This is a genomic window from Desulfamplus magnetovallimortis (assembly GCF_900170035.1).
Lineage (GTDB): Bacteria > Desulfobacterota > Desulfobacteria > Desulfobacterales > Desulfobacteraceae > Desulfamplus > Desulfamplus magnetovallimortis.
In genome coordinates this window covers 331,806-353,660 of sequence record NZ_LT828544.1, presented here as the reverse complement: position 1 = coordinate 353,660, position 21,855 = coordinate 331,806, and the positions used below count along the sequence as shown (strand labels likewise).

General features: G+C 39.2%; 18 protein-coding genes. All 18 read right to left on the bottom strand.

Annotation, left to right across the window (positions count from 1 at the left end; translation table 11 throughout):
• Positions 1-345: 345 nt before the first annotated feature.
• The 18 genes from aroC to MTBBW1_RS29520 all read right to left on the bottom strand — a co-directional run bounded on the left by aroC (position 346) and on the right by MTBBW1_RS29520 (position 21,371).
• On the bottom strand, positions 346-1,416 hold the full coding sequence (gene aroC / locus MTBBW1_RS11745; RefSeq protein WP_080803710.1) for a chorismate synthase: 1,071 nt from the start codon (positions 1,414-1,416) through the stop codon (positions 346-348).
• Positions 1,416-2,882: a 3-phosphoshikimate 1-carboxyvinyltransferase gene (gene aroA / locus MTBBW1_RS11740; RefSeq protein ID WP_080803708.1), complete on the bottom strand. Its 1,467-nt coding sequence runs from the start codon at positions 2,880-2,882 to the stop codon at positions 1,416-1,418. Before aroA ends, aroC begins: the two co-directional genes overlap by 1 nt.
• Positions 2,883-2,889: 7 nt before the next feature.
• A complete protein-coding gene (gene aroE, locus MTBBW1_RS29525) occupies positions 2,890-3,849 on the bottom strand; it encodes a shikimate dehydrogenase (protein WP_245809354.1) in 960 nt (319 codons plus the stop codon).
• 22 nt (positions 3,850-3,871) lie between these two features.
• Complete coding sequence (locus MTBBW1_RS11730) at positions 3,872-4,990, bottom strand: bifunctional chorismate mutase/prephenate dehydratase (RefSeq protein ID WP_080803701.1); 1,119 nt, start codon at positions 4,988-4,990, stop codon at positions 3,872-3,874.
• 134 nt (positions 4,991-5,124) lie between these two features.
• Positions 5,125-6,360 carry a hemolysin family protein gene (locus MTBBW1_RS11725; protein WP_080803698.1) on the bottom strand — a complete coding sequence of 412 codons (1,236 nt, stop codon included), beginning with the start codon at positions 6,358-6,360 and terminating at the stop codon, positions 5,125-5,127.
• Between the two features lie 297 nt (positions 6,361-6,657).
• Positions 6,658-7,407, bottom strand: coding sequence for an amino acid ABC transporter ATP-binding protein (locus MTBBW1_RS11720; RefSeq protein ID WP_080803696.1), 750 nt, complete (start codon positions 7,405-7,407; stop codon positions 6,658-6,660).
• Positions 7,408-7,612: 205 nt separating this feature from the next.
• Positions 7,613-8,776 carry an amino acid ABC transporter permease gene (locus tag MTBBW1_RS11715; protein ID WP_080803693.1) on the bottom strand — a complete coding sequence of 388 codons (1,164 nt, stop codon included), beginning with the start codon at positions 8,774-8,776 and terminating at the stop codon, positions 7,613-7,615.
• A 22-nt stretch (positions 8,777-8,798) separates the two neighbouring features.
• Positions 8,799-10,031, bottom strand: coding sequence for an amino acid ABC transporter permease (locus MTBBW1_RS11710; protein WP_245809353.1), 1,233 nt, complete (start codon positions 10,029-10,031; stop codon positions 8,799-8,801).
• 441 nt (positions 10,032-10,472) lie between these two features.
• Complete coding sequence (locus tag MTBBW1_RS11705) at positions 10,473-11,492, bottom strand: amino acid ABC transporter substrate-binding protein (protein ID WP_080803690.1); 1,020 nt, start codon at positions 11,490-11,492, stop codon at positions 10,473-10,475.
• 562 nt (positions 11,493-12,054) lie between these two features.
• Positions 12,055-13,257: a lipid-A-disaccharide synthase gene (lpxB, locus tag MTBBW1_RS11700; protein WP_080803688.1), complete on the bottom strand. Its 1,203-nt coding sequence runs from the start codon at positions 13,255-13,257 to the stop codon at positions 12,055-12,057.
• 316 nt (positions 13,258-13,573) lie between these two features.
• Entirely contained in the window at positions 13,574-14,002 is a 429-nt protein-coding gene (locus MTBBW1_RS11690; RefSeq protein ID WP_080803683.1) for a PIN domain-containing protein, read from the bottom strand.
• Positions 13,992-14,219, bottom strand: coding sequence for a hypothetical protein (locus MTBBW1_RS11685; protein WP_080803679.1), 228 nt, complete (start codon positions 14,217-14,219; stop codon positions 13,992-13,994). The genes MTBBW1_RS11690 and MTBBW1_RS11685 overlap by 11 nt, the downstream gene beginning before the upstream one ends.
• A 207-nt stretch (positions 14,220-14,426) precedes the next feature.
• A complete protein-coding gene (locus MTBBW1_RS11680; protein WP_080803674.1) occupies positions 14,427-15,452 on the bottom strand; it encodes an LpxI family protein in 1,026 nt (341 codons plus the stop codon).
• The gene (gene lpxA / locus MTBBW1_RS11675) at positions 15,453-16,223 is read right to left on the bottom strand and encodes an acyl-ACP--UDP-N-acetylglucosamine O-acyltransferase (protein ID WP_080803671.1); all 771 of its coding nucleotides are present in this window, start codon (positions 16,221-16,223) and stop codon (positions 15,453-15,455) included.
• A 159-nt stretch (positions 16,224-16,382) separates the two neighbouring features.
• On the bottom strand, positions 16,383-17,603 hold the full coding sequence (gene lpxD / locus MTBBW1_RS11670) for a UDP-3-O-(3-hydroxymyristoyl)glucosamine N-acyltransferase (protein WP_186441227.1): 1,221 nt from the start codon (positions 17,601-17,603) through the stop codon (positions 16,383-16,385).
• Positions 17,604-17,751: 148 nt separating this feature from the next.
• A complete protein-coding gene (locus tag MTBBW1_RS11665) occupies positions 17,752-18,282 on the bottom strand; it encodes an OmpH/Skp family outer membrane protein (RefSeq protein WP_080803664.1) in 531 nt (176 codons plus the stop codon).
• Between the two features lie 315 nt (positions 18,283-18,597).
• Positions 18,598-20,559, bottom strand: a complete 1,962-nt coding sequence (bamA, locus tag MTBBW1_RS11660) for an outer membrane protein assembly factor BamA (RefSeq protein ID WP_245809352.1) — start codon at positions 20,557-20,559, stop codon at positions 18,598-18,600.
• Entirely contained in the window at positions 20,541-21,371 is an 831-nt protein-coding gene (locus MTBBW1_RS29520; RefSeq protein WP_245809351.1) for a POTRA domain-containing protein, read from the bottom strand. The genes bamA and MTBBW1_RS29520 overlap by 19 nt, the downstream gene beginning before the upstream one ends.
• Positions 21,372-21,855: the final 484 nt, after the last annotated feature.

The following is a 21,855-nucleotide window of genomic DNA, read 5'->3' as shown; positions in this document are numbered from 1 at the left end:
GACACGCCAAAAAAGGGCTTTATTAAATCTAAATCACTAACCAGTTTTCAAAGATCAGAAACAACAATATTTTATCACCAATACTGTATTACTACTCTATCTTTTGTCTTCTCAGGACGCCTTTTCAAATAATTTTCAAAAAGACATCTAAAAACAAAAAATCTTTTCGAGAGAGGCTCTTTCGTTTTTGAGAAGAGCTGCTGTCTCAAAAAGACTCAGGGGTTATACATGAGCTTGAATTCCCTGTCAAACGTTTTTTTTAAATTTTATAAAAAATAATTAGCAGCGAACGAAAGGGACAATTTAACCGATCATATTTTTATCTTATGCAGACAATATGACGATTTAGCTTTTTTGAGGAGAAATGGCTTTTTGACGCAATACATGGTCTGCAATAACAAGATAAAGCATTGCCCTGCATACTGGATTGATTCTTGGTATTGCACAGATATCATGGCGTCCCCTTGTTGACAGCACACATGGATTCCCCTTGTCATCAACTGTCTTCTGCTCCTTTAAAATTGAAGGAATGGGTTTCACATGTACCCTTACAACAATATCATCCCCATTAGATATGCCAGCCAGAATCCCGCCACAGTTATTGCTTTCAAATCCTGACGGAGTTATCTGGTCATTATTGTCAAAACCGGTCTTGACAGCAGCCTCACACCCCGAACCTATTTCAACAGCTTTTACAGCTCCGATACTCATCATGGCCTTTGCAATGTCAGCATCCAGTTTATCAAATACCGGTTCTCCAAGACCTGCTGGAACATTCCTTGCGGTTATTTCAAGAACACCGCCAAGAGAATCTCCTGACTTCCTAACTTCGTCAATTCGCTTCTCTATCTTACCCAGTGCATTTTGATCCGGACATTCAAAAGAATTTGAAGCTGCAAAAGCAAAATCTTTTTTTTCAATCCATATGCCACCCAGAGCCACAGTCATTGAATCAACTGAAATATTATGGCCGATCTGCCTTAAAAAGGCCTCTGCCACAGCTCCTGCAGCAACCCTTGCCGCTGTTTCCCGTGCTGAAGCCCTTCCTCCTCCCCTGTAGTCCCTGATACCGTATTTTGCATGATAGGTAAAATCACCATGTCCAGGTCTAAAAAGTGAGGCGATATCTGAATAATCTCTGGATTTTGCATCATGGTTTCTTATCATTATACTGATAGGGGTTCCGGTTGTTTTGCCCTCAAAAATTCCTGACATTATTTCTGGAATGTCAGGTTCTTTCCTTTTGGTACTTGCTACACCATGACCTGGTTTTCTCTTATCCAAAGATTTTTGAATAACAGATTCATCAAGTTCAATTCCAGGTGGACAACCCTGAATAACAACCCCAAGAGCCGGGCCGTGGGATTCTCCCCAGGTACTTACCTGAAAACACTTTCCAAAAGTACTTCCGGACATCAGTTTCCGCCTTTTTCTCCAAGAGAATCAAATTTATCCCAGTAATTGGGAAATGATTTTGCCACACAACCTTCATTTTCTATCTCAATGCCTTGTACTCTAAGGCCGGCAATGGAAAATGCCATTGCAATTCTGTGATCATTGAAGGTCTCAATAATAGCACCATTATGGTTATTACAGCCTGTAACAGAGAGCCAATCGTCTCCTTCAGATGCATCAACACCCATTTTTCTCAACTGGGAAACAACAGCACTTATGCGATCACACTCCTTTTCACGAAGATGAGCAATATTGACAACTTTTGTTGTCCCACTGGCAAATGAGGCAACAACAGCAAGGGTCGGCACCACATCCGGAATATCTGACATATCAACCTCAACGCAACTGAGTCTTCTCTCCTTTGAAGAAATAGCAGAGCTACTGTCAGAAGAAGGGCCGCATACACCAATTCCTTGTGGAGTGCTTTTAATCAAACAACCCATCTGTTGAAAAATATCTAACAGACGCTTATCACCCTGCAATGAATCACGATTAATATCTGTTACCGTGACCATGCTTCCACTTACAGCACCCGCAGCCCAAAAATAGCTGGCATTTGACAGATCAGGCTCCACAACATAATATCCTGCTTCATATTTCTGGTTGCCTGAAACCTTATATGATGTCTCGCTTATCCTTTCCGCATGAACACCAAACTGCTTCATTATATCAATGGTCAAATCAACATATGGAGCTGAAACTGCCTTGCCAGGAAGCATAATGTTAAGCCCCTTTGGAAGAGCTGCCCCCATCATCAACATGGCTGAAAGGTATTGACTGCTCTGGGAACAATCAAGGATAATATCTCCACCTTCTGCATCTCCTCCTCTTATTATAACCGGTGGAGTTCCATCACCACGTCGGGATTCAGCACTCACTCCTGCCATTTGCAAGGCATCCAGAAGATCTCCCATTGGGCGCTGCTGCATCCTTTCGTCTCCTGTCAAAACAAAAGCCTCTTTTCCAAGCCCAGCAATTCCAGCAATAAGCCTCATGGAAGTACCTGAATTACCAAGATAAATCTCGTTATCATCGCCAACATCAGCTTTATTTTTTCCAAGTGGAAACCTGGAATCATTACTATAATTTTCGGCATATTCATTTGAAGAATCTGAATGTGATGAACAGGCATCAGAATGTTCAATGCAGGAGGTCGGATGGCCACCAAACCCTTTAACCTCAACGCAATCGCCCTCTACCAAACTCTTTATTGCAGAGGTTGCAGTGTTGCCCTTTTTAGTTATCACAGCACCCATTCGAGCAAGGGCAGAGATGGTAAGTTGTATATCATCACTGTTTAAAATATTCTTTACAATGGATACTCCGGAAGCCATTGATGAACAGATAAGCATTCTGTGTGAGATACTTTTTGATCCTGGTATGGTAACTGTGCAGGGAGAGAGATTTCGTTTCTTTATGGACTTCATTATAAATTCATCCTTTATGTCTATTTAAGTGCTCCTGAACTATCTGTCTCATTAAAAAAGGGGACGGTCGATTACCTGTAAAAAGCTCAAACTGGGCGGCAGCCTGATGAACAAACATTGAAAGCCCGTCAACAACCGTACATCCATTTTCACGGGCATTGCCAAGCAGTCTTGTTGTCAATGGATTATAAACAATATCCATAACCGTCATATTTTTAAGATTTGATTTTCTGCTGCAAATATCACCAGTGTCACCGGATGTTTTTTCAAAACCCTTTGTTGATACAGGTAAAACTCTACCATCCATTGTAAAGGTTTCCATACCATACCTTACAAAAAACTCATCAGGAACCGGAGTTGTCTCAATATGTGGAGTCATACCAAGAGAAGTACAATTGATTATGATATCTGCACTATCAAATAGGTACAATGATTTGGTGAAATCGTTAAAAGCAAAAAAACGGCCATTAATCTCTTCAGCAAGTTTTTTACCTTTTGTCTCATCTCTGTTGATAATAGAGATCTTACCACCTTCCCTTGCGATTCCAAAAGCAACCGCTCTTGCAGCTCCACCAGCTCCAAATATAAATACATTTTTATTTATTATTGATGTCGCAATCTTAAGTGGCTCAACTGCTCCATCACAATCTGTATTGTAGCCCAAAAGGTAACCATCCCTATTAAGGATGGTGTTAACAGCTCCAATCTTTAATGCCACTGGATCCATTTCATCAAGAAAAGGCAAAATGCTCTCTTTAAAAGGAATAGTTACAGAAACTCCTTTTATCCCAAGGGTTCTGACAGCGTCCAAACCTTTTTTAATATCTTTGATCTCAAATGCAAGATAGACAGCATCAACATCCATCTTTTGAAACATAGTATTGTGAATTAAAGGTCCCATTGAGTGTGCTACAGGATTACCCATAACGCCATACAAAGAAGTTGAAGCAAAAATTCTTTTTGACATTTGCAATCTTCCATAGTGGTGGCTATCCGCCATGTACGTTTTTTTCATTATAGAAAGCTGGATAAGAGCCAAGATGTTTTAAAAACAGGCAATGTTTTTTCATCCCCTCCAAAGCATCAGAAACCCTGCTGTCAAGAATATGCCCTTCAATATCCATAAAAAAATAGTAACTCCAATTTTGATGTCTGGTAGGTCTTGATTCAAGTTTTACCATATTAAGTCCGGCTTTTTTAACAGGTTCAAGGGCCATTAATAAAGCTCCTGGAGTATGGGATGTTACAAATACAATGGAAGTTTTGTCACATCCTGATGGATGCATTTTTTCATTACCTATGACAAGAAATCGGGTAACATTGCCCATATGGTCTTCAATTTTTGATTCAATCTCCTGAAGTCCATAAATATGCGCACTCCTTCCTGTGGCAATTACCGCAACTGAAGGATCTTCAACAGCTATACGGGCTGCGGCTGCACTGGTACCTATCTCAATAATATCAACACCCTGCATTTTATTCCCAAGCCATCCTCTACACCTTGCAATTGACTGGGGAAGCGCGTATATTTTTTTTACATCTGTTATGTTACCAGTGATAGAGAGAAGGTCACAGGAGATCTGATCATAATATTCAGCAATTATATTTAAATTGAACTCGGAAAAAAGATCTAATGTGTTACTGATAGCCCCCTCAATGGAATTTTCAACCGGTACTACACCGTATCTGCTCTCTTTTTTATCAACTCCCCTAAAAACATCCCTGATTGTTGGTTGTAAAACAAAAGTACCGGAGTGGCTGAATATATTTAGAGCTGCTATGTGTGCATCACCTGCCTCAGGGCCAGGAAATGCTATGATTTTTGCCTTCTGGATCTCCTTGGTAGCTGTCATGATAACATTAAAAAGATAACGAACAAGGTCATCAGTGGCAGGACCGTTATTTAAAGCACATAAACGTTGTAACACTTCTTTCTCACGGTTCCGGTCAAGTACCTTTGTACCTTTCTCTTTTTTTACATCACCAATATGTTTGCCTAGGCTAAGACGCTTATTGATCAACTCAAGTATATTATTGTCAATTTCATCAATTGCACAACGCAGTTGATCAAGATTAAACTTCTCTTTCGTCTCTAAGATATATTCCATTATTTTTATTCTTTGATAATAATCAAAGGCATCCTTAATTTATCGATTTACACTTTCAGGCACACCATGCCCATTTGTAGGGGGGCCATACAAAAAGTGTAAAGTACCCTCCTCTGAGTATGAAGGATGCCTAATCAAAATGGTTTAAAGACAAATGTCCTGATTCTGTTTCCGTCTCTCTCTTTTACTGTAACAGCATATTTCCCAATTTTAATGGTCTCACCCACCTTTGGTATCCTGCCTATTTTGTCAAGAATAAAGCCAGAAAATGTATCGTAGTCGTTGGATTCCGGTATGGAAAGTTCCAGCTTTTTATTCAACTCATCAATATCCGTTTTACCAAGAACAATCCATTTACCTCCATTGAGTTTGACAATATGGGGATCAAAATGATCTGTCTCGTCAATAATCTCGCCCACAATCTCTTCAAGAACATCTTCCATTGTTACAATACCTGAGACTCCGCCATGCTCATCAACAACTATTCCAATGTGATTCTTCATCTGCTTAAAAGCATGAAGCAATGAGTCTAGCTTCTTGGATGCAGGTATAAAAAAAGGTTCACGAATGATTTCTGAAATATCAACAGGTACAGGAGTGGCTCCATCCAGACAATTTTCATGATACCATGCAAAGAGATCCTTTACATTCAATATGCCTACTATGTTATCAATATTGTTGTCTATAACAGGAATTCTTGTGTATCCTGATTTCAGGATGGTCTTGATGTTAAGGGGTTCATTAACATCCACAACATACATATCTGCTCGTGGGGTCATGATTTCCGAGGCACTGGTATCATCAAACTCAAAAATGTTGGAGATAAACTCCCGCTCCTCCTCCTTGATCTCACCCTCTTCCTCCACCACTTCAACCATTGTCATCAACTCATCTTCGGTTACTGAAGGGGAGTGGTCAATCTTGCCAAGAAGTCCGGGTATAAAATTCAGCATGAAAATCAGTGGAGCAAAAAGTCTTGAGAGCCACCAGAGTGGAAAAATAACAACCCTTGCCACCAGAATTTTATTCTGGGTAGCAAAAGATTTTGGAATAATCTCCCCAAAAACAAGAATCAGAAGGGTCATCCCCCCTGTTGCAATTCCTACTGCATTTGAAGAGAAAAAATCAATTGCAAGGGCAGTTGCCAGAGCTGAAGCTCCAATATTTACAAGGTTATTTCCAATCAAAATTGTCGAAAGAAGTTTGTGGGAGTCAGCCTTCATTTGATAAATCAGGCTGTAGGCTTTCCCCCCTTCTTTGGAAAGATGCAGGGCTTTAACCTTGCTGATGGAAAAAAGTGCCGTCTCGGCAGAAGAAAAGAACCCGGATAACAGAAGACAGATGAAAAGCAGTATCACATTGAGTGACATAAAAGCTTGTTTACCTCATTTTAATATCAATCATGGCAAAACAGTCTGCCACAACAAAAATGAAAATCATCTGATTTCAGAATGTTGGAAAGACTTGCAGAAAAAGACAATAAAAATAAATATATCATTGTAAGTTCTCAAAACTGCCACAATATATTGTGTACCCAGTTGCTTTTTTAATACCATTTTTGGTAGTAAACGTGAGAACTTATGAGTGAAAACAAAAATATAGACACCTGTAAAAATTTATATTCTACAGGTGTTTATCAAAAAAAAATCAGTAAATGTCAACCCTTTTCAATACAGAATCTGGCTTAAAAAGAGTTTTGTCCTTTCATTTTGTGGATTTGAAAAGAAATCTTCGGGATTATTTTCCTCAATAATCATACCACCATCCATGAAAATAACCCTGTGGGCAACGGATTTTGCAAATCCCATTTCATGGGTTACAACAAGCATTGTCATCCCCTCCTCGGCAAGGGAGATAATGACATCCAAAACCTCTTTAACCATTTCAGGGTCAAGCGCAGAAGTTGGTTCATCAAAGAGCATTATTCTCGGCTGCATGCAAAGGCTCCTTGCAATGGCAACTCTCTGCTGCTGTCCTCCGGAAAGCTGTCCTGGAAACTTTTTGGCCTGTTCGGCAATCTGAACCTTTGCAAGGTATTCCATTGCAATTTCTTCTGCATTTTTTTTGGACATCTTTCTTACCCATATGGGTCCAAGTGTCAAGTTTTCGAGTATTGTAAGGTGGGGAAAAAGATTGAAATGCTGGAATACCATACTGACTTCCGTGCGCACCTTTTCAATATTTTTAAGATTGTCCGTAAGCTCAATCCCATCAACGTTAATGCTTCCCCGCTGGTGCTCCTCAAGGCGGTTAATACAGCGAATCAAAGTTGATTTGCCTGAACCGGAAGGGCCGCAGATTACAATTCTTTCCCCCCGACTAACATTAAGATTAATATTGTTGAGCACATGGAACTCACCGTACCATTTATGCATATCCTTAATTTTTATAATAAAATCGTTTTTATTGATATCCATCTGACCTCAATCTGCTTTCTGGATTTAAAGTTATGGGATAGAGACTTTGTTAAGCACTTGGATTGTTCCTATGGAAGAAGATAAAATTTCATTTGCCCTGAGACTTAGGAATGGGGTTTAAATAACTTGCCTATTTAAACCTGAGAACCCGGGCATCCCACCCGCTTCATTAATCAAAATGGGAAAGTTATTTCGTGCTCATTCCTTAATGGGACTGACCAGCGCTGAGTTCATCTTCAAGCCTTCTTGAATAAGAAGCCATTGCATAGCAGAAGATAAAATAGATTCCGGCTATAAAAATATAGGCTTCGTTGCTGAACCCCATCCACTTAGGATCTGAAAGTGTGGACTGACAGGTTCTCAAAAGATCATAAAGGGCAATAATTGCAACAAGAGAAGTATCCTTGAATGCAGAGATAAGAACACCCACCGTGGGGGGAATCACAATTTTAAGTGCCTGGGGCAGAATAACAAGCCTCATCATCTGCCAGTAGTTAAGCCCCATTGATTCCGCTGCCTCGTATTGCCCCTTTGGCATGGCCTGAAGACCACCTCTTACCACCTCGGCAATATATGCTGCCGTAAACAGGATAATGGCGGTCTGTGCCCTGAAAATTTTGTTAATTGTGACACCTTCCGGAAGAAACAGAGGAAACATAACAGCAGACATGAAAAGAAGACTAATAAGAGGCACCCCTCTAATCATCTCAATATAGACAACAGCCATTGTACGTATTGCAGGCATATTTGAGCGTCGTGCCAAAGCAAGAACGATACCAAAGGGATAAGCTGCGGTCATGCCAACAACAGAGAGCAGAAGGGTTAAGACAAGCCCTCCCCACTTGGAACTTTCAACCGGAGCAAGGCCAAGCAGCCCACCTTTCAGAAGAATAGCCACAAGGAGAGTGCCAAATCCCCAGACATATATAAGAGAAGTGTTCCAGCGCTCCCTTTTTCTGCTGTAAACAACAGTTCCAACCATTATAAACATGGCAATAAGTGCCCGCCACTGCTCCTGGGCAGGATATAGACCAAAGACAACAAAGCGTATGTTTGACGGTATATATGCCCAGCATGCGCCTTCTCCAGCCTGACACCCTGATGCAGGGCCAAACCATACAGAATCAATGAATGCCCATTTAACAAAAGGTGGAATAATCTTATAAAAACAAAATAAAATAAAAAAAGTCACCAGTGTATTTAAAGGTGAGTTAAAAAGATTACTCTTAAGCCAACCAATAACACCTGTCTCAGTAATCGGAGGTTTTAGTACCTCCTGGGTATTGACATTATGATCATTCAAAGGAGCTGTTTCAACGGCGGTGCTGAAAGCCTTATCATCTGAACTCAGATTTTCATCATTTTTCATTATTGCATTTTCCTCCAGATGCCTATCTCTCCACGAGCGCCATTTTTGAGTTATACCAGTTCATGAACAAAGAAGTCAGAAGACTTATGGTAAGATACATGATCATAATAAGGGCTACACCTTCAATGGCCTGACCAGTCTGGCTGATTGTGGTATTTGAAACCGATACAAAATCAGGATAACCAATGGCAACTGCAAGTGAGCTGTTTTTGGTAAGATTCAAAAGCTGGCTTGTAAGCGGCGGAATAATAACCCTCAGCGCCTGGGGCAAAATAACAAGATTCATTATAAAAAGCGGTTTCAGTCCAAGAGCTTCTGCTGCTTCACGCTGTCCTTTAACAATGGATTGAATGCCTGCTCTTACAATCTCTGCCACAAAAGCTGATGTATAGAGTACAAGGCCGAGTAGAAGAGAACCAAATTCGGGGCTTACATTATAACCGCCCTCAAAATTAAAACCCTTAAGAACAGGCATATTCAGCTCTGTGGGTGCACCACCAATGAGCCATACAAACAGAGGAAAAGCGATAATTATAGCAGAAGATACTGATAAAATAGGAAAAATTTTTCCCGTCTCCTCCTGTCTTTTTTTTGCCCACTTTCTTAGAATGAATATCACAACAACCGCAGCAACAAATGAGTATCCCATCCACACAAAAGCCGGATGGTCAGCAGGAATCGCAAAATAAGCACCACGGTTGCACAGCACCACACCCTCCATTGGAATCATGGCCTGACGCGGTGAAGGCAGAACATTATTGAAAATACCGTACCAGAAAAAAAGCTGTAGGAGAATTGGAATGTCCTGAAGAACCTCAATATATACACCCGCAAGCCTTGACACAAGCCAGTTAGTTGAAAGCCTTGCAATTCCCATTACAATACCAATCAGAACAGTTAAGATAATTCCGATGAATGATACTTTAATTGTGTTTAAAGCGCCCACCCAAAGTGCTCTAAGATAGGTATCCGAGGAGGAAAATGATATAATTGACTCTCCGATCTCAAAGGAAGCTTCCCTTGATAGAAAGCCGAATCCTGTTGCAATGGACTGTTTTTCAAGGTTTGCAAGGGTGTTTGTAAAAAGATAGTAGGCTGTCAATGCAACCAGGGACATAGCAGCAACCTGATACACCCTTGCTCTGAAAGTTGCGTTTGTCCAGATAGGTTCGCTGTTGTTATCTTTTGGCATTGCCCCTCTCAAGAGTGCAGAGGCATATAAATAATTTGCTTCTGCATTTTTTATTTTTGGCATCTTTCATTTCCCGGTTTACACTTTCCCGAAAAGAATGCCCGTTTTTCGGGATACTTTTCCGGAAAGTGTAAAGTACTTTCTGTATGATATGAAGGATGCCTTATTTTTTTATGTAATTGGTTATACACTCAAAGTCGAAACCTATGAGCTTTTGAGCCTTGTCAATACTGTCTGAATCAGGATGCCCAGGATTACCAGGATAAGGCAGGAGTATCTATCCTGAACATCTTTTTCATCCTGGTTATCCTGATTCAGACAAATGCAATAACTTCTAAAAAAGCAATAAGATGTCGATTTTGAGTGTACAGTATTCAATAGCCATAAAGTTTTCCAGACATAAAAATGCACAAATTAAGTTTAATTGTCGGGTGAACACCTCACTCAATAGTTTAATAACGAGAGAAGGCACCCGACAATATAATCTTGAAAAACAACTATAGGCTATTTAAATGGTGGAGCGTACATAAGGCCACCCTCTGTCCACAGGGCATTGAGGCCCCTTTCAATGGCAAGGGTAGTAGAAGGACCTACGTTACGATCATAGACTTCACCGTAATTTCCGACGTGCTTTACAATATTGTATGCAAATTTTTCATCCAGCCCAAGGGCTTCCCCGTTACCTGGAGTCACTCCGAGAAAACGCTTAATCTTGGGATCATTGGAGTTAAGCATTTCATCAACATTTTTTGAAGTAATACCAAATTCCTCGGCCTGAATCATGGCAAGAACTGAATAGTTGACAATATCAAACCACTGATCATCGCCATGACGTACAGCAGGAGCAAGGGGCTCCTTGGAGATTCTTTCCGGAAGGATAATATAGTCAGCAGGATTAGATGCACCGGTTCTTAAACCTGCAAGCTGAGAGGCATCTGAAGTCATGCAGTCACATCTGCCTGCAAAAAATGCCTTCTGGATTGCAGGAGTACTTTCAAGAACCACAGGTTTCCATGCCAGTTTATATTTTTTGAAATAATCCGCAGCATTCTGCTCTGTGGTTGTTCCCTGGAGAACACAGATAGTTGCCCCGCTCAACTCCTTTGCTGATGTTACTCCAAGTGCCTTTGGAACCATAAAGCCCTGGCCATCATAAAAATTAACAGTTGCAAAATTAAGTCCAAGCTTAGAATCTCTTCCAAGTGTCTGGGTAGCATTACGGCACAAAAGATCAATCTCACCGGACTGAAGTGCTGTAAATCTTGTCTGGGCGGTAAGAGGAGTAAACTTTAACTTATCAGGGGCACCAAATACAGCACAGGCAACAGCTCTTGCAGTATCAACATCTAAACCTCTCCATTCCCCTTTTTCGTCAGCATAGGAGAATCCGAAAAGGCCTTCATTAACACCTATTTGGATAAACCCCTTTTTTTTAACATCATCAAGGGTTCCTGCAAAGGACACCGACGATATTAGAACCAATGCTGCTGACAACAGAACAGCCGTCATTTTAAAATACTTCATATTATTCTCTCCTTTTTAAATGTTAATGGTCAGTTGCGACCAAATCTAATCACAAAAATGAACAAGGTCATTTTCATGGTAAAAACAATTTTGTTGATCAAGTGGCGATTCAGTTTTTATGATAAACGGGCATGATTGATTACGTATCAATCACCCCCAAATATAAAAATGATAGTCATTTTCACGGTAAACGATCATGGCTGATGATCAGCCACCCCCGACCATGGAAATTGTATCCATTTCCACGGTAAAAATAATTTTATTGATTAATTGGAGACTCAGTTTTCATGATAAATATGATTTTATTTTTGCAGGAGGTAAAATGGAAATTCCTATACTATATAGTGCTTCTTCAGGTTAAAGCTTGTCGGGTTATTTGTGAGAGAATTCCGAGGATAAAGGCGTTTTCTACCCGACAATCAACCTTTGAAAGAACAACAGTTATTGCTTAAAAAATCCTGACACATAACTTTTTAAAGGTTCATAACTTTTTATAGTATGAGAAGAATGCCAATAATTAAAACAGAAAGTGCTTACATGTCAAAGAAAAAATTATAAAGTCTCATGGGTTGCATCTTAACATATGCATTGCAATGCGGGCAGTTCTAATAGATGCACCGGGCCCCCCAAGACGTCTTCTGAGCATACCAAGATGACGTCGAATCTCATTAAGTTCAGAAGGAGCATTAACCATGGATATCGCTTTATAAGATATTGCTTCAGGTGTGGCAGCTTCCTGGATAAACTCCGGAACAACCTCGTATCCTGCAACAATATTGGGAAGCCCCACATGGGAAACAATTAAAAGGCGTCTTGCCAGAAAAGCAGTAAGAGCAGAAACTTTATAAACAATAATCATGGGAACACCCCATATTGCAGCTTCAAGGGTCACTGTTCCCGATGCTGCAACAAGAAGGTCACACCGGGCAAAAAATTTTTGTGATACACCCTTAACAACCCGAATATTTATACTTTTACTGTACTCTTCCAATATCTTATTGAACATTAACAGATGTTTTTCTGTCTTTTCAATGGCCGGTGACAGAGATACAATAAAATTAATTGATGTGCAATGCATCTGAATCAACCTGGCAGACTCAAGCATTAGTTCAAGTAGAGATGATATTTCTGCTGCCCTTGAACCAGGTAATAATCCAATTGTAAATGTTTTAGCCAAACCATTGTTTGCATTAAGGTCAGACTGCGAACAAATATCTGCTACAACTTGTTCATAATAGTCGATCAGAGGGTTACCTACAAAGGTAGATGGGATTCCTGCCTTTCTGTATATTTGCTCTTCAAACGGAAAAATAAGTGCTGCATGATCAACATTTTCCCTGATCTTTGCAAGACGGGATCTGTTCCATGCCCATACCTTTGGTGTAACATAGTAAAGAACTGGAATTGATTGATTAAGTGAGATTGAAAATTTTCTTACAAAGGCTGCGGCCTTAAGATTGAACCCGGGATAGTCTATAAGTATAACCAGATCAGGAATATCTGTTTTAAGATTGTGCCTGAAAAGCTCAAAGGCTCTTTTAACCTTCTTCCACTGCAAGAGAACTTCCGTAACACCCATCACAGAAAGATTATTAATATGGTAAAACAGCTCCATGCCGTTGGCTGCCATCAAATCCCCGCCAATACCTGTGATTTTAAGGGATAAATCACTGTTTGCGGTACGGAAAAGTGCTTTTACAAGGCTACTTCCGTGAAGATCCCCTGATGGTTCTCCTGCAATGATCATTATTTTATATTTTTTCATGACAAATCAGCTCTATACAAAGAGTTTCGGTGGTGTCATAAAAGTGTTGATATCTTTTTGTGAAAGCCCTGCTGAATCAAGGTTTGTGAAGAGCTCATCAACATATTTGGGACACCACCAGAGTTTCTTCTCAGAAAACAGAAGCACAGCATGCGGTGGTGGTAATCTTTAGATTCTTATTTCTGATTTTCGTGCTATTTTGGCAAGAGAATCAGAAAACTTCTTTGGCTCTGGCTTGTCCAGGTTAGGAGTATTATGATTCTTAATTACAATCTGCATAGTGTTATCCATTAGTCATAATAAATAATATTGCTTTTTAAAGTTTGTCCAATGTATTTGAAAAAGCCTGAAACGGATTTATAATTCTGAGACTATTTTCAATAAATTGATTATGCTGCAAATCTTCTGAGCAAAGAATGGCACAATCAGATTCTAAAGCACAGGCAATAACCTGACTGTCATAATAAGAAAAACCGTATTTTTCTGCAATATCCAAAGCAATCCTTATAGTGTGATGAGTGATGATATGTAAATTCATCTCCTCTGCAAACCTGTTGGTTATGAAACGTATTTCAGGATAACCATATTTAAGTTTACGAGACATTACATTTGCGGATTCAGTAATGATTTGTGTAGAAATAACCGCATCTTTGCCTATCAGATTAACAGCTATTTTTTTCTTGGGTATGATATTGCCTATACTGTAAATCAGGATATTGGTATCTAAAAAATATTTATCGTTCATTTGCCTCGTCCCGATTGAACCGATAACCTGTCAAATCCGCGTTGAAGCTGTTAAAAAAACGTATGAGTTCTGATTTATCAGTATCTTTGCTGCTGTTCTTTAATTTAGTGTCTGTAAGAAGAATAACCTTTACAGGTCTGTCATACCACTCTTTATGGATTATAGGAATTTCAATAATTCCGTTATATGATTTGCTTTCAAATTCAACTGTCTGCATAATTTTTTTCTCCTGTTATGACTTGTCAGAAAATTGTAAACCCTAAAAAAGGGAACAACCATTATTCACAGGTTTCTATTTTCGCAGTACCGCAAAATTTTGACCATGATTAAAGAATGAAATCATAACAAATCATGAGAATCCCTTAATCATGATAATCATGGTTCAGAAAAAATGTAATCCGATAAAAGAAGCATGCCTAATTCCTCAGTCACTTTTTATGGATGTAAAATCGGAATCCTGCATTGCTACAATAGAGATACCATTGTTATCAGCCATCTCTATCATCTCTTTTCGATCAAAAGAGATACTTTTTTCAGCTTCAAGCACAAGGACAGATGCCTTGCAGCGTATCATTGTCTCAATGGTTTTAATGCCGGATGCAGGCATGTCAAACCTTAAATCCTGCTGAGGCTTTGCAAGCTTTACAACAATGACTCCACCTTCAGAAACAGAAAAAAAACCTGACTTTTTATCCCATCCCGATGCCCCTTCCCTTATGTTTGCAAGGGAAGCTCCACGCTCTATTGTAGCATCTGTTCCATCAGCCGCTTCAACAGCAAGCACAGTGCCGTTTGCAATCACAACACATTGACCTACATCAAGACGCCCAATTTCCCTTGCAACGTGCCAACCTGTCTCAATATCCCGATATTCAGATGAAGCCGGTTTTCTGCGAGTCCAGCATCCCCTTGGAGAGAGAAGGTCCGGTAAAAGAAAGGTGGATGGCCTTATTTTGATTCCCTCATTTTCAAGAAGATCTGCAAATGATCTCAAAATAAAATCATCATGGCTGTTTTTTCTGGATATTATAAATTTGATGGCTTTAAAGTCAGGTTTAATATCTTTGAATATTCTTGTCTTTTGGACACTTCCAACCATAACAGCTTCAGAAACATAGTGTTTTCTAAAAAAACGGATAAGCCTTCCCACCTGCCCCAGATGAAGCCATTCAACTTCACTTGCATGCTTTTCAATTTCACTTTCGGCTTCGCTCACATAAGCTGCTACAAAAACCTTATATCCCTTTTTTACTGCTCTTTCTGCAAATAACAGGGGAAACTGTCCGCCACCTGCAATAAGTCCAACTCTTTTACGCTTGTTTTCATGTTCGGGTGTAACTACAGTCGAATCATAAATATCATGACTATTCACGTTAAAAAATTCTGAAGAAGCATCTCCATTGTCAATAACAACAGTTTTGTCTGAAGCATTGGTGCTGTCAGATCCCATCTATCTTGTAATTCCCCTTGTTGATTTTTCTATAAAACTCATAAAATTGACAACTTCCGGGATCTGTTCAACCTCTGCCCTCACTCTTTCCGAGGCCTGTTTAACAGTCAGACCGATTCTGAATACAATCCGGTATGCCTTTTTAAGATTGGCTACTGTATTTTTTGAAAAATTGTGCCTGTTAAGCCCGACATTATTAAGCCCGTGTAGTGTTGCCCTGTCCCCTGCTGCAATAACATAAGGGGGGATATCTTTGACAACAGCGGATTTGCCGCCAATGTAAGCAAAATCACCAATCTTGACAAACTGATGGATAGCCACAAGGCCCCCCACAGTTACATTATTCCCAAGCTCAATATGGCCTCCAAGTGTTGAATTATTTGCAAGAATAACCTGTTTACCTGTTTTGCAGTCATGGGCAATATGTGTATAGGCCATAAGATAATTCTCTTCACCTACCTCGGTATAACCTCCTCCAAACTCTGTGCCACGGTTAATGGTGACAAACTCTCTGATAATTGTTCCACTGCCTATTTTAAGATAGGTTTTTTCTCCATGATATTTCAGATCCTGTGGAGCTGCTCCAATGGAAGCATATTGAAATATCTTGCAATTTCTTCCGACAGTAACATATTGATCTATAGTGGTGTACGGCCCTATTTCCGTTCCTGAGCCGATATATACATCGCCCTTTATTATGGCATAAGGGCCAATGGAAACATCAGTGTCTATCTCCGCACTTGGGTCAATAATTGCGGTGGGATGAATCATTTTTAATACCTCTTAATTATTCCTCGTAAGTCATAAGTTCTCTTAAAAGAAGACCACAGATAGTATTTTTCAGATAATAAAAGTACAATGATGTGATGGTGGATTTGAGAACTTACGACTCTTGAGATTGTTCGAGACTCTCAGTTATGAATTCTCTGGCTATCTTTCAAGAATTGATAACTTCTTTTCAATGGCAAGAATTTTCTTTCTCAGTTCAGGAAGTCTTGGTAATATTTTTGCAACTTTAAGCCATATTTTGTGAGGCATTTCCGGAATGCCAGAGACAATTTCTCCTGGTTTAACATCACCAAGGACTCCGGCGCCAGGGCCTACAATTGCACCATCTCCTATCTTAAGATGACCTGATATACCGGCCTTACCGGCAATTATAACCCTGTTACCAATTGTTGTGCTTCCTGCAATTCCCACCTGAGCTACAATCAGGGAGTTTTCGCCAATAGTAACATTATGTGCAATATGAACAAGATTGTCTGTCTTAACCCCCTTAGAAATGAGTGTTTTTCCAAAAGTGCCTCTGTCAATTGTGTTACAGGCACCTATTTCAACGTCATCTCCTATTTCAACATAGCCTGCATGGGGAATTTTCTCATGGCCACGCTCAAGGTCAGGTGTGAATCCAAAACCATCACTTCCAATAACAGTTCCTGGATGAATGACAACCCTTGAACCAATTTTTGTATTTCCCATTATAGTAACATTGGGTTTAATGACAACATCATCTCCCATAACAACATTATCACCAATGTAAGCCCCTGACATAATATGAACACGATGTCCAAGAGTCACTCCATCACAGACAGTAACCCTGCTTTCAAGTGTCAACTGCTTGCCTGCAACAAAATCTTTCCCTATAACAACTCCGGAAGCAATGGATTCAGATGGCTTTAAAGGGGGATGAAACATGGCAACTATTCTAAAGAACTGACGTTTGGGATTTTCTGCTTTCACAATAGCAGGATAGACAATGGATGCTGAATCATTATGATTCTCTGACTCACCATTACCTCCATAGGTATCCTCATTCTGATAATATTCCTGTTGATTTTTTTTATGTTGAGAACTTTCTTGTTGATGATTTTTTTGCTGATAGTTTTCATGTTGCTGGTCGTTATGAGAAGAGAGATTACACTCTTCTCTTTTTGTATTTGCACCAATATAAGGAAAATCTAAATCTGGTGGAACCACCACAGCACCTGCCCTGCTGCTGTGCAGGCGTTTTAAAAACTTGCTGTCAGACGCAAAGGTTATCTCACCTGGGCCTGCATCTTCAAAGGAGGCAACCCCATGAATCTCCAGAGATGAATCACCAATGATCTCACCGTCAATGGCAAGGGCAATATCTTTCAAACTCAATTTCATTCCTGTATTATCCCCAAACATGTCAAATAAGACTATTCATTATATCGATTTTAGCTAAGTGTCTGATTTTATTGAACTCTTAAAAATGTGGGTTGTAATAAAATCAATAGGTTATGGAAAATCGATACAATGTTTACTGTATATTTTTTTATTGGCTTACTGCTGTCTTGTTATATTTTTCAATGACTTTTTTTGTGATATTTACAGATTCATCAAAAAACATGATTCCAGCTTCATTGCGTTCAATTATCAAGGTAAAACCATCCTTTTTGCCAATTTCTTCAGCCAGGGCAAGTACCTCTTTTGTCATTTTGTTCAGGTATTGGGCCTGAATTTTTTTAAACTCTTTGGCATAATTGGCCTTAAGGCTTTTATAGTCATTGGCCATAATCCGGAACTCTCTCTGCTTTTCTTCACTTTTTTCCTTGCCCATAACAAGAGATTCCCTCTCCAGCTTTTTCTGGAGTTCCATCAACTCAGCCTCTCTTGCTTTAACATCATCTTCCATCTCTTTGGCTTTTTTATTCATCTCTTCAGTTGCAAGCTTCCCAGGGCTTGAATTTGTAAGAATTTCTTGAAAATCAATGATACCAATTTTTAAGCCGGCTGCATAAGGCAGTGAGACAAGCGAAAAACAAAAAGCTACAACAAGAATTATAACAAACAATGTTTTTTTCATAATAATCTCCTTAGTAAGCAAAAAATTTTTTACTGTTTTTGCATTTTATCTTTTATATGACAGATAAAAATCTGACCAAAATATGGCATCTTTCATTTGCCAGTTTACATTTGCCTGAACACAATGCCGGTTTTTCTGTTGGCCTGTTCCGAAAAGTGTAAAGTACTTTCTGCATGATATGAAGGATGCCCAAAGTTTGGCATCTTTCATTTCCCGTTTTACACTTTCCTTAGAGGTGTTCACGTTTTTCAGGAATATTGCTCTGGAAAGTGTAAAGTACTTTGATGGGTGTATGAAGAATGCCCAAAATTTAATTTAAAAAGCAGCTCCCATGGAAAATTCCCATCTCCCACCACTGTACTCATTACCATTTAATATCTGTCCGTACTCTATTCTTATTGGACCCATTGGAGAATACCAACGAAAACCGCCACCAAAACTGGAGTAAAGATCTTCAAGTTCCATATCTTCATCTTTGGTATAGGCATCCCCCATGTCATAAAAAATAACTCCGGATAGATTTATATCTTCAAGTATGGGAAAGATAATTTCAGCATTAAACTGAATAAATTTTTCACCGCCCCTCTCTTCATCCTCATTTTCAGGTGTAGCATTAATATCCTGCCACTCATAGCCCCTTACCGAATTGATACCGCCAAGATAAAATCGTTCATAGTCAATTTCTATATCATCACGGGATCTGTCATCAAGAAATCCGGCTTTACCATGGAGAAAACCTGTAAATTTCCAGAAAAGTGGATAATACCAGCCGGTCTCAGCAATGTATTTGGTAAAATCAATCTCTCCGCCAAGAAACCCTCCTGCATACTCCACAGAAAGAGAGTGATCTGACCCCTCTGTGGGGTTAAACGGCCTGTTTCTGGAGTCATAACCAATAGATGTCGTTATACTGCTTGTTACATACTGACCCTCATCAACCTCCGTAAAATCTGTATTGACATTGTCAATGGTAAAATCCTCATAACCATATCTTATGCCAGCCGAGGTATAATCAAAAATCATGTAACCAAGCCTTATTGCACCGCCTTTACTGTCTTTATCATAATAATCATACTCTTTATCCCAGTTATAAGCATCAATTCCAAAAGAGAGGGGGATATCAAAAAGCCACGGCTCAGTAAAGCTTAGTGTAAATCTTGTGGAGCTTGAAGATACCTCTGCCTTTGCAGAGAGAATCTGGCCCTTACCCCTGAAGTTTCGTTCAGAGACAGAGATCATTCCAAAAAGGCTATCCTCACTGCTATATCCACCGCCAAAACTGAATGCACCGGTTGCCTTTTCTGTAATTTCAACGTCAAGGTTCAGCATATCTTCCCTGCTTCCCTTTGATGTCTTGATATCTACATTCTCAAAGTAGTCAATACGCTGAAGATTTTTAACACTTCTCTGAATTCCTGACATGGAGTAGAGCTGCTGCTCATAGACTGCCAGTTGTCGCCTGATAACCTTATCCCGTGTCTTGGAATTACCGCTTATCAAAATCCTCTCAATATAGACAGGGGAGCCTTTTTCTATCTGAAATGTTATATCAACTACTTTGCTTTCATCGTCTTTATTTATTGCAGGCACTATATCAGCATTTGCAAAACCTTTGTCCATGTAGATATCTGTAATGGCAAACAGATTTGTCCTGAGTTTTTCTCGACTGTAGAGATCTCCTGTTTTCATTTTCAATGTCTGCATCAATCTATCTTCTGAAACTATAAGATCTCCATTAAAGTTAACAGAACCTACCTTGTACTGATCTCCCTCCTGTATCTTAAATCTAATCAAAATGTGATCCTTTTCAAAAATCACTTCAGGATCTGATATACGGGCGTCAATAAAACCATTATTTTTATAAAGAGCCTCAATCCTGTAAACATCCTGCTCAAGTTCATTTTTGTCCAGTTCACCTGAAGATGTAATCCATGTAAAAAAACCTTTCTCGTCAGTTTTAATTACATCTTTAATCTCTTTTTCCTGAAAAAACTTATTTCCCTCAAAAAGGATCTGCTTAACCTTGAGTTTATCACCCTCCTCAATATTAAAAGAAATATCAGCCTGGTTGTTATCAAGCATCTCCGAGGTGTAGGTTACTTCACAGTTATGATAATTCTTTTCCGTATAAAGTGATTTGATTCTTTCTATATCTTCATTTATCCTGTAGAGGTTTAAAATTGATCCTGTGCCGGTACGAACAACATCTGCAATCTCCTGATCCTCATATATATGATTCCCGGCATACTTAATCTTTCTTACGCTGGGTTTTTCCACAACAAAAAAACAAGTTCTATACCTTTTTCTTTTTTTTCACTCTCAACCCTGACATCTTCAAAATAGCCCATTTCAAAAATCTTTTTCAGATCCCTTGAAATAGCCATAGGGTTAAAAGCATCACCAGGCTTGACATCCACAGCCCGAAGAACCGCATCGGACTCAATGCGGACATTACCCTTGACAATAACCGATCCAATCATCTGTCTGTTAAAGATCTCACTGCCTACCTCTTTACAAATAGTTGTAACTGCTGCAAAAAGGTTTTCAATGGCTTTTGCCCTGCCAAAAAATGAAACAGGTTCCTGAAATGAAAGTACATTTAAAAGTCTGATATCAATACTGATATCTCCACCTGCTGTAAAAAGACTGCCCCATAAAACATAGTCAAGGCCCTTTTCAAGCCCAAGGTTCTGGAAGGATTTATAGTCAATATTTCCAAGTTCAAATTTTTCATTTTCAACATCAGATTTAGATTTTGCCTCAACTTTAGCTTCAGATTTAGATTTAACCTCAACTTTAACTTCAGACTTAGATTTATCTACAATATCAGATTCAACTTCGGATTCCATGTCAGCTTCAGAAATTACGTCTGACTTCACAAGGTTTTCATAATCCAGAAGCACTATTTCAGCTCCATCAAGCTCCAGATGATCTCTGATCATGACGGGAATGCTCTGTCTTAGGTAATCCATACTGGACGGGGCATAAATCTCAAAAGGAAAGATACCGATTCTGGGCTTTTCTCCTGCATACGCAGAGAAGCAGGAAAAAAACAGAAAAAACGGTACAATTAGAATATATCGCAGCATAATAACCCCCAGGTGGATCATTTGTTAAACAATCTATCAATTTGTTCTTAATAGCATTATTTTTTATTACATTTCTTTAATGATAAATTTGCAACTGACATTTTTTTACAACTGATATTTTTTTTAAAACGACTTTCATGCCTTCAATTGTGGCTGGAATCCGCCATGTACAATATCTGCTCAAAATCGACCATATAAGCTCTTGAGCCTTGTCAATACTGTCTGAATCAGGATTTCCAAGATTAACAGGATAAGCAGGATTATCTATCCTGAACATCTTTTTTATACTGGTTATCCTGATTCAGACAAATTCAGTAATAAAAAAAAGCACTAAGATGTCGATTTTGAGTATATGAAATACAAAAAACTTATCTCGCTTCCGCTATCTGAAAATTTTTTATTGTTACTTTTTTACTCATCAGCTCTGCCAGAGCACTGTTATGTGTCACAACCATAATGGTCATATCCAGCTCCAGATTTAACT

Excerpts from the sequence above, each read along its gene's own strand:
- aroC (WP_080803710.1), bottom strand. The coding sequence starts at position 1,416 with ATGTCCGGAAGTACTTTTGGAAAGTGTTTTCAGGTAAGTACCTGGGGA.
- aroA (WP_080803708.1), bottom strand. The coding sequence starts at position 2,882 with ATGAAGTCCATAAAGAAACGAAATCTCTCTCCCTGCACAGTTACCATA.
- aroE (WP_245809354.1), bottom strand. The coding sequence starts at position 3,849 with ATGTCAAAAAGAATTTTTGCTTCAACTTCTTTGTATGGCGTTATGGGT.
- MTBBW1_RS11730 (WP_080803701.1), bottom strand. The coding sequence starts at position 4,990 with ATGGAATATATCTTAGAGACGAAAGAGAAGTTTAATCTTGATCAACTG.
- MTBBW1_RS11725 (WP_080803698.1), bottom strand. The coding sequence starts at position 6,360 with ATGTCACTCAATGTGATACTGCTTTTCATCTGTCTTCTGTTATCCGGG.
- MTBBW1_RS11720 (WP_080803696.1), bottom strand. The coding sequence starts at position 7,407 with ATGGATATCAATAAAAACGATTTTATTATAAAAATTAAGGATATGCAT.
- MTBBW1_RS11715 (WP_080803693.1), bottom strand. The coding sequence starts at position 8,776 with ATGAAAAATGATGAAAATCTGAGTTCAGATGATAAGGCTTTCAGCACC.
- MTBBW1_RS11710 (WP_245809353.1), bottom strand. The coding sequence starts at position 10,031 with ATGCCAAAAATAAAAAATGCAGAAGCAAATTATTTATATGCCTCTGCA.
- MTBBW1_RS11705 (WP_080803690.1), bottom strand. The coding sequence starts at position 11,492 with ATGAAGTATTTTAAAATGACGGCTGTTCTGTTGTCAGCAGCATTGGTT.
- lpxB (WP_080803688.1), bottom strand. The coding sequence starts at position 13,257 with ATGAAAAAATATAAAATAATGATCATTGCAGGAGAACCATCAGGGGAT.
- MTBBW1_RS11690 (WP_080803683.1), bottom strand. The coding sequence starts at position 14,002 with ATGAACGATAAATATTTTTTAGATACCAATATCCTGATTTACAGTATA.
- MTBBW1_RS11685 (WP_080803679.1), bottom strand. The coding sequence starts at position 14,219 with ATGCAGACAGTTGAATTTGAAAGCAAATCATATAACGGAATTATTGAA.
- MTBBW1_RS11680 (WP_080803674.1), bottom strand. The coding sequence starts at position 15,452 with ATGGGATCTGACAGCACCAATGCTTCAGACAAAACTGTTGTTATTGAC.
- lpxA (WP_080803671.1), bottom strand. The coding sequence starts at position 16,223 with ATGATTCATCCCACCGCAATTATTGACCCAAGTGCGGAGATAGACACT.
- lpxD (WP_186441227.1), bottom strand. The coding sequence starts at position 17,603 with ATGAAATTGAGTTTGAAAGATATTGCCCTTGCCATTGACGGTGAGATC.
- MTBBW1_RS11665 (WP_080803664.1), bottom strand. The coding sequence starts at position 18,282 with ATGAAAAAAACATTGTTTGTTATAATTCTTGTTGTAGCTTTTTGTTTT.
- MTBBW1_RS29520 (WP_245809351.1), bottom strand. The coding sequence starts at position 21,371 with ATGCTGCGATATATTCTAATTGTACCGTTTTTTCTGTTTTTTTCCTGC.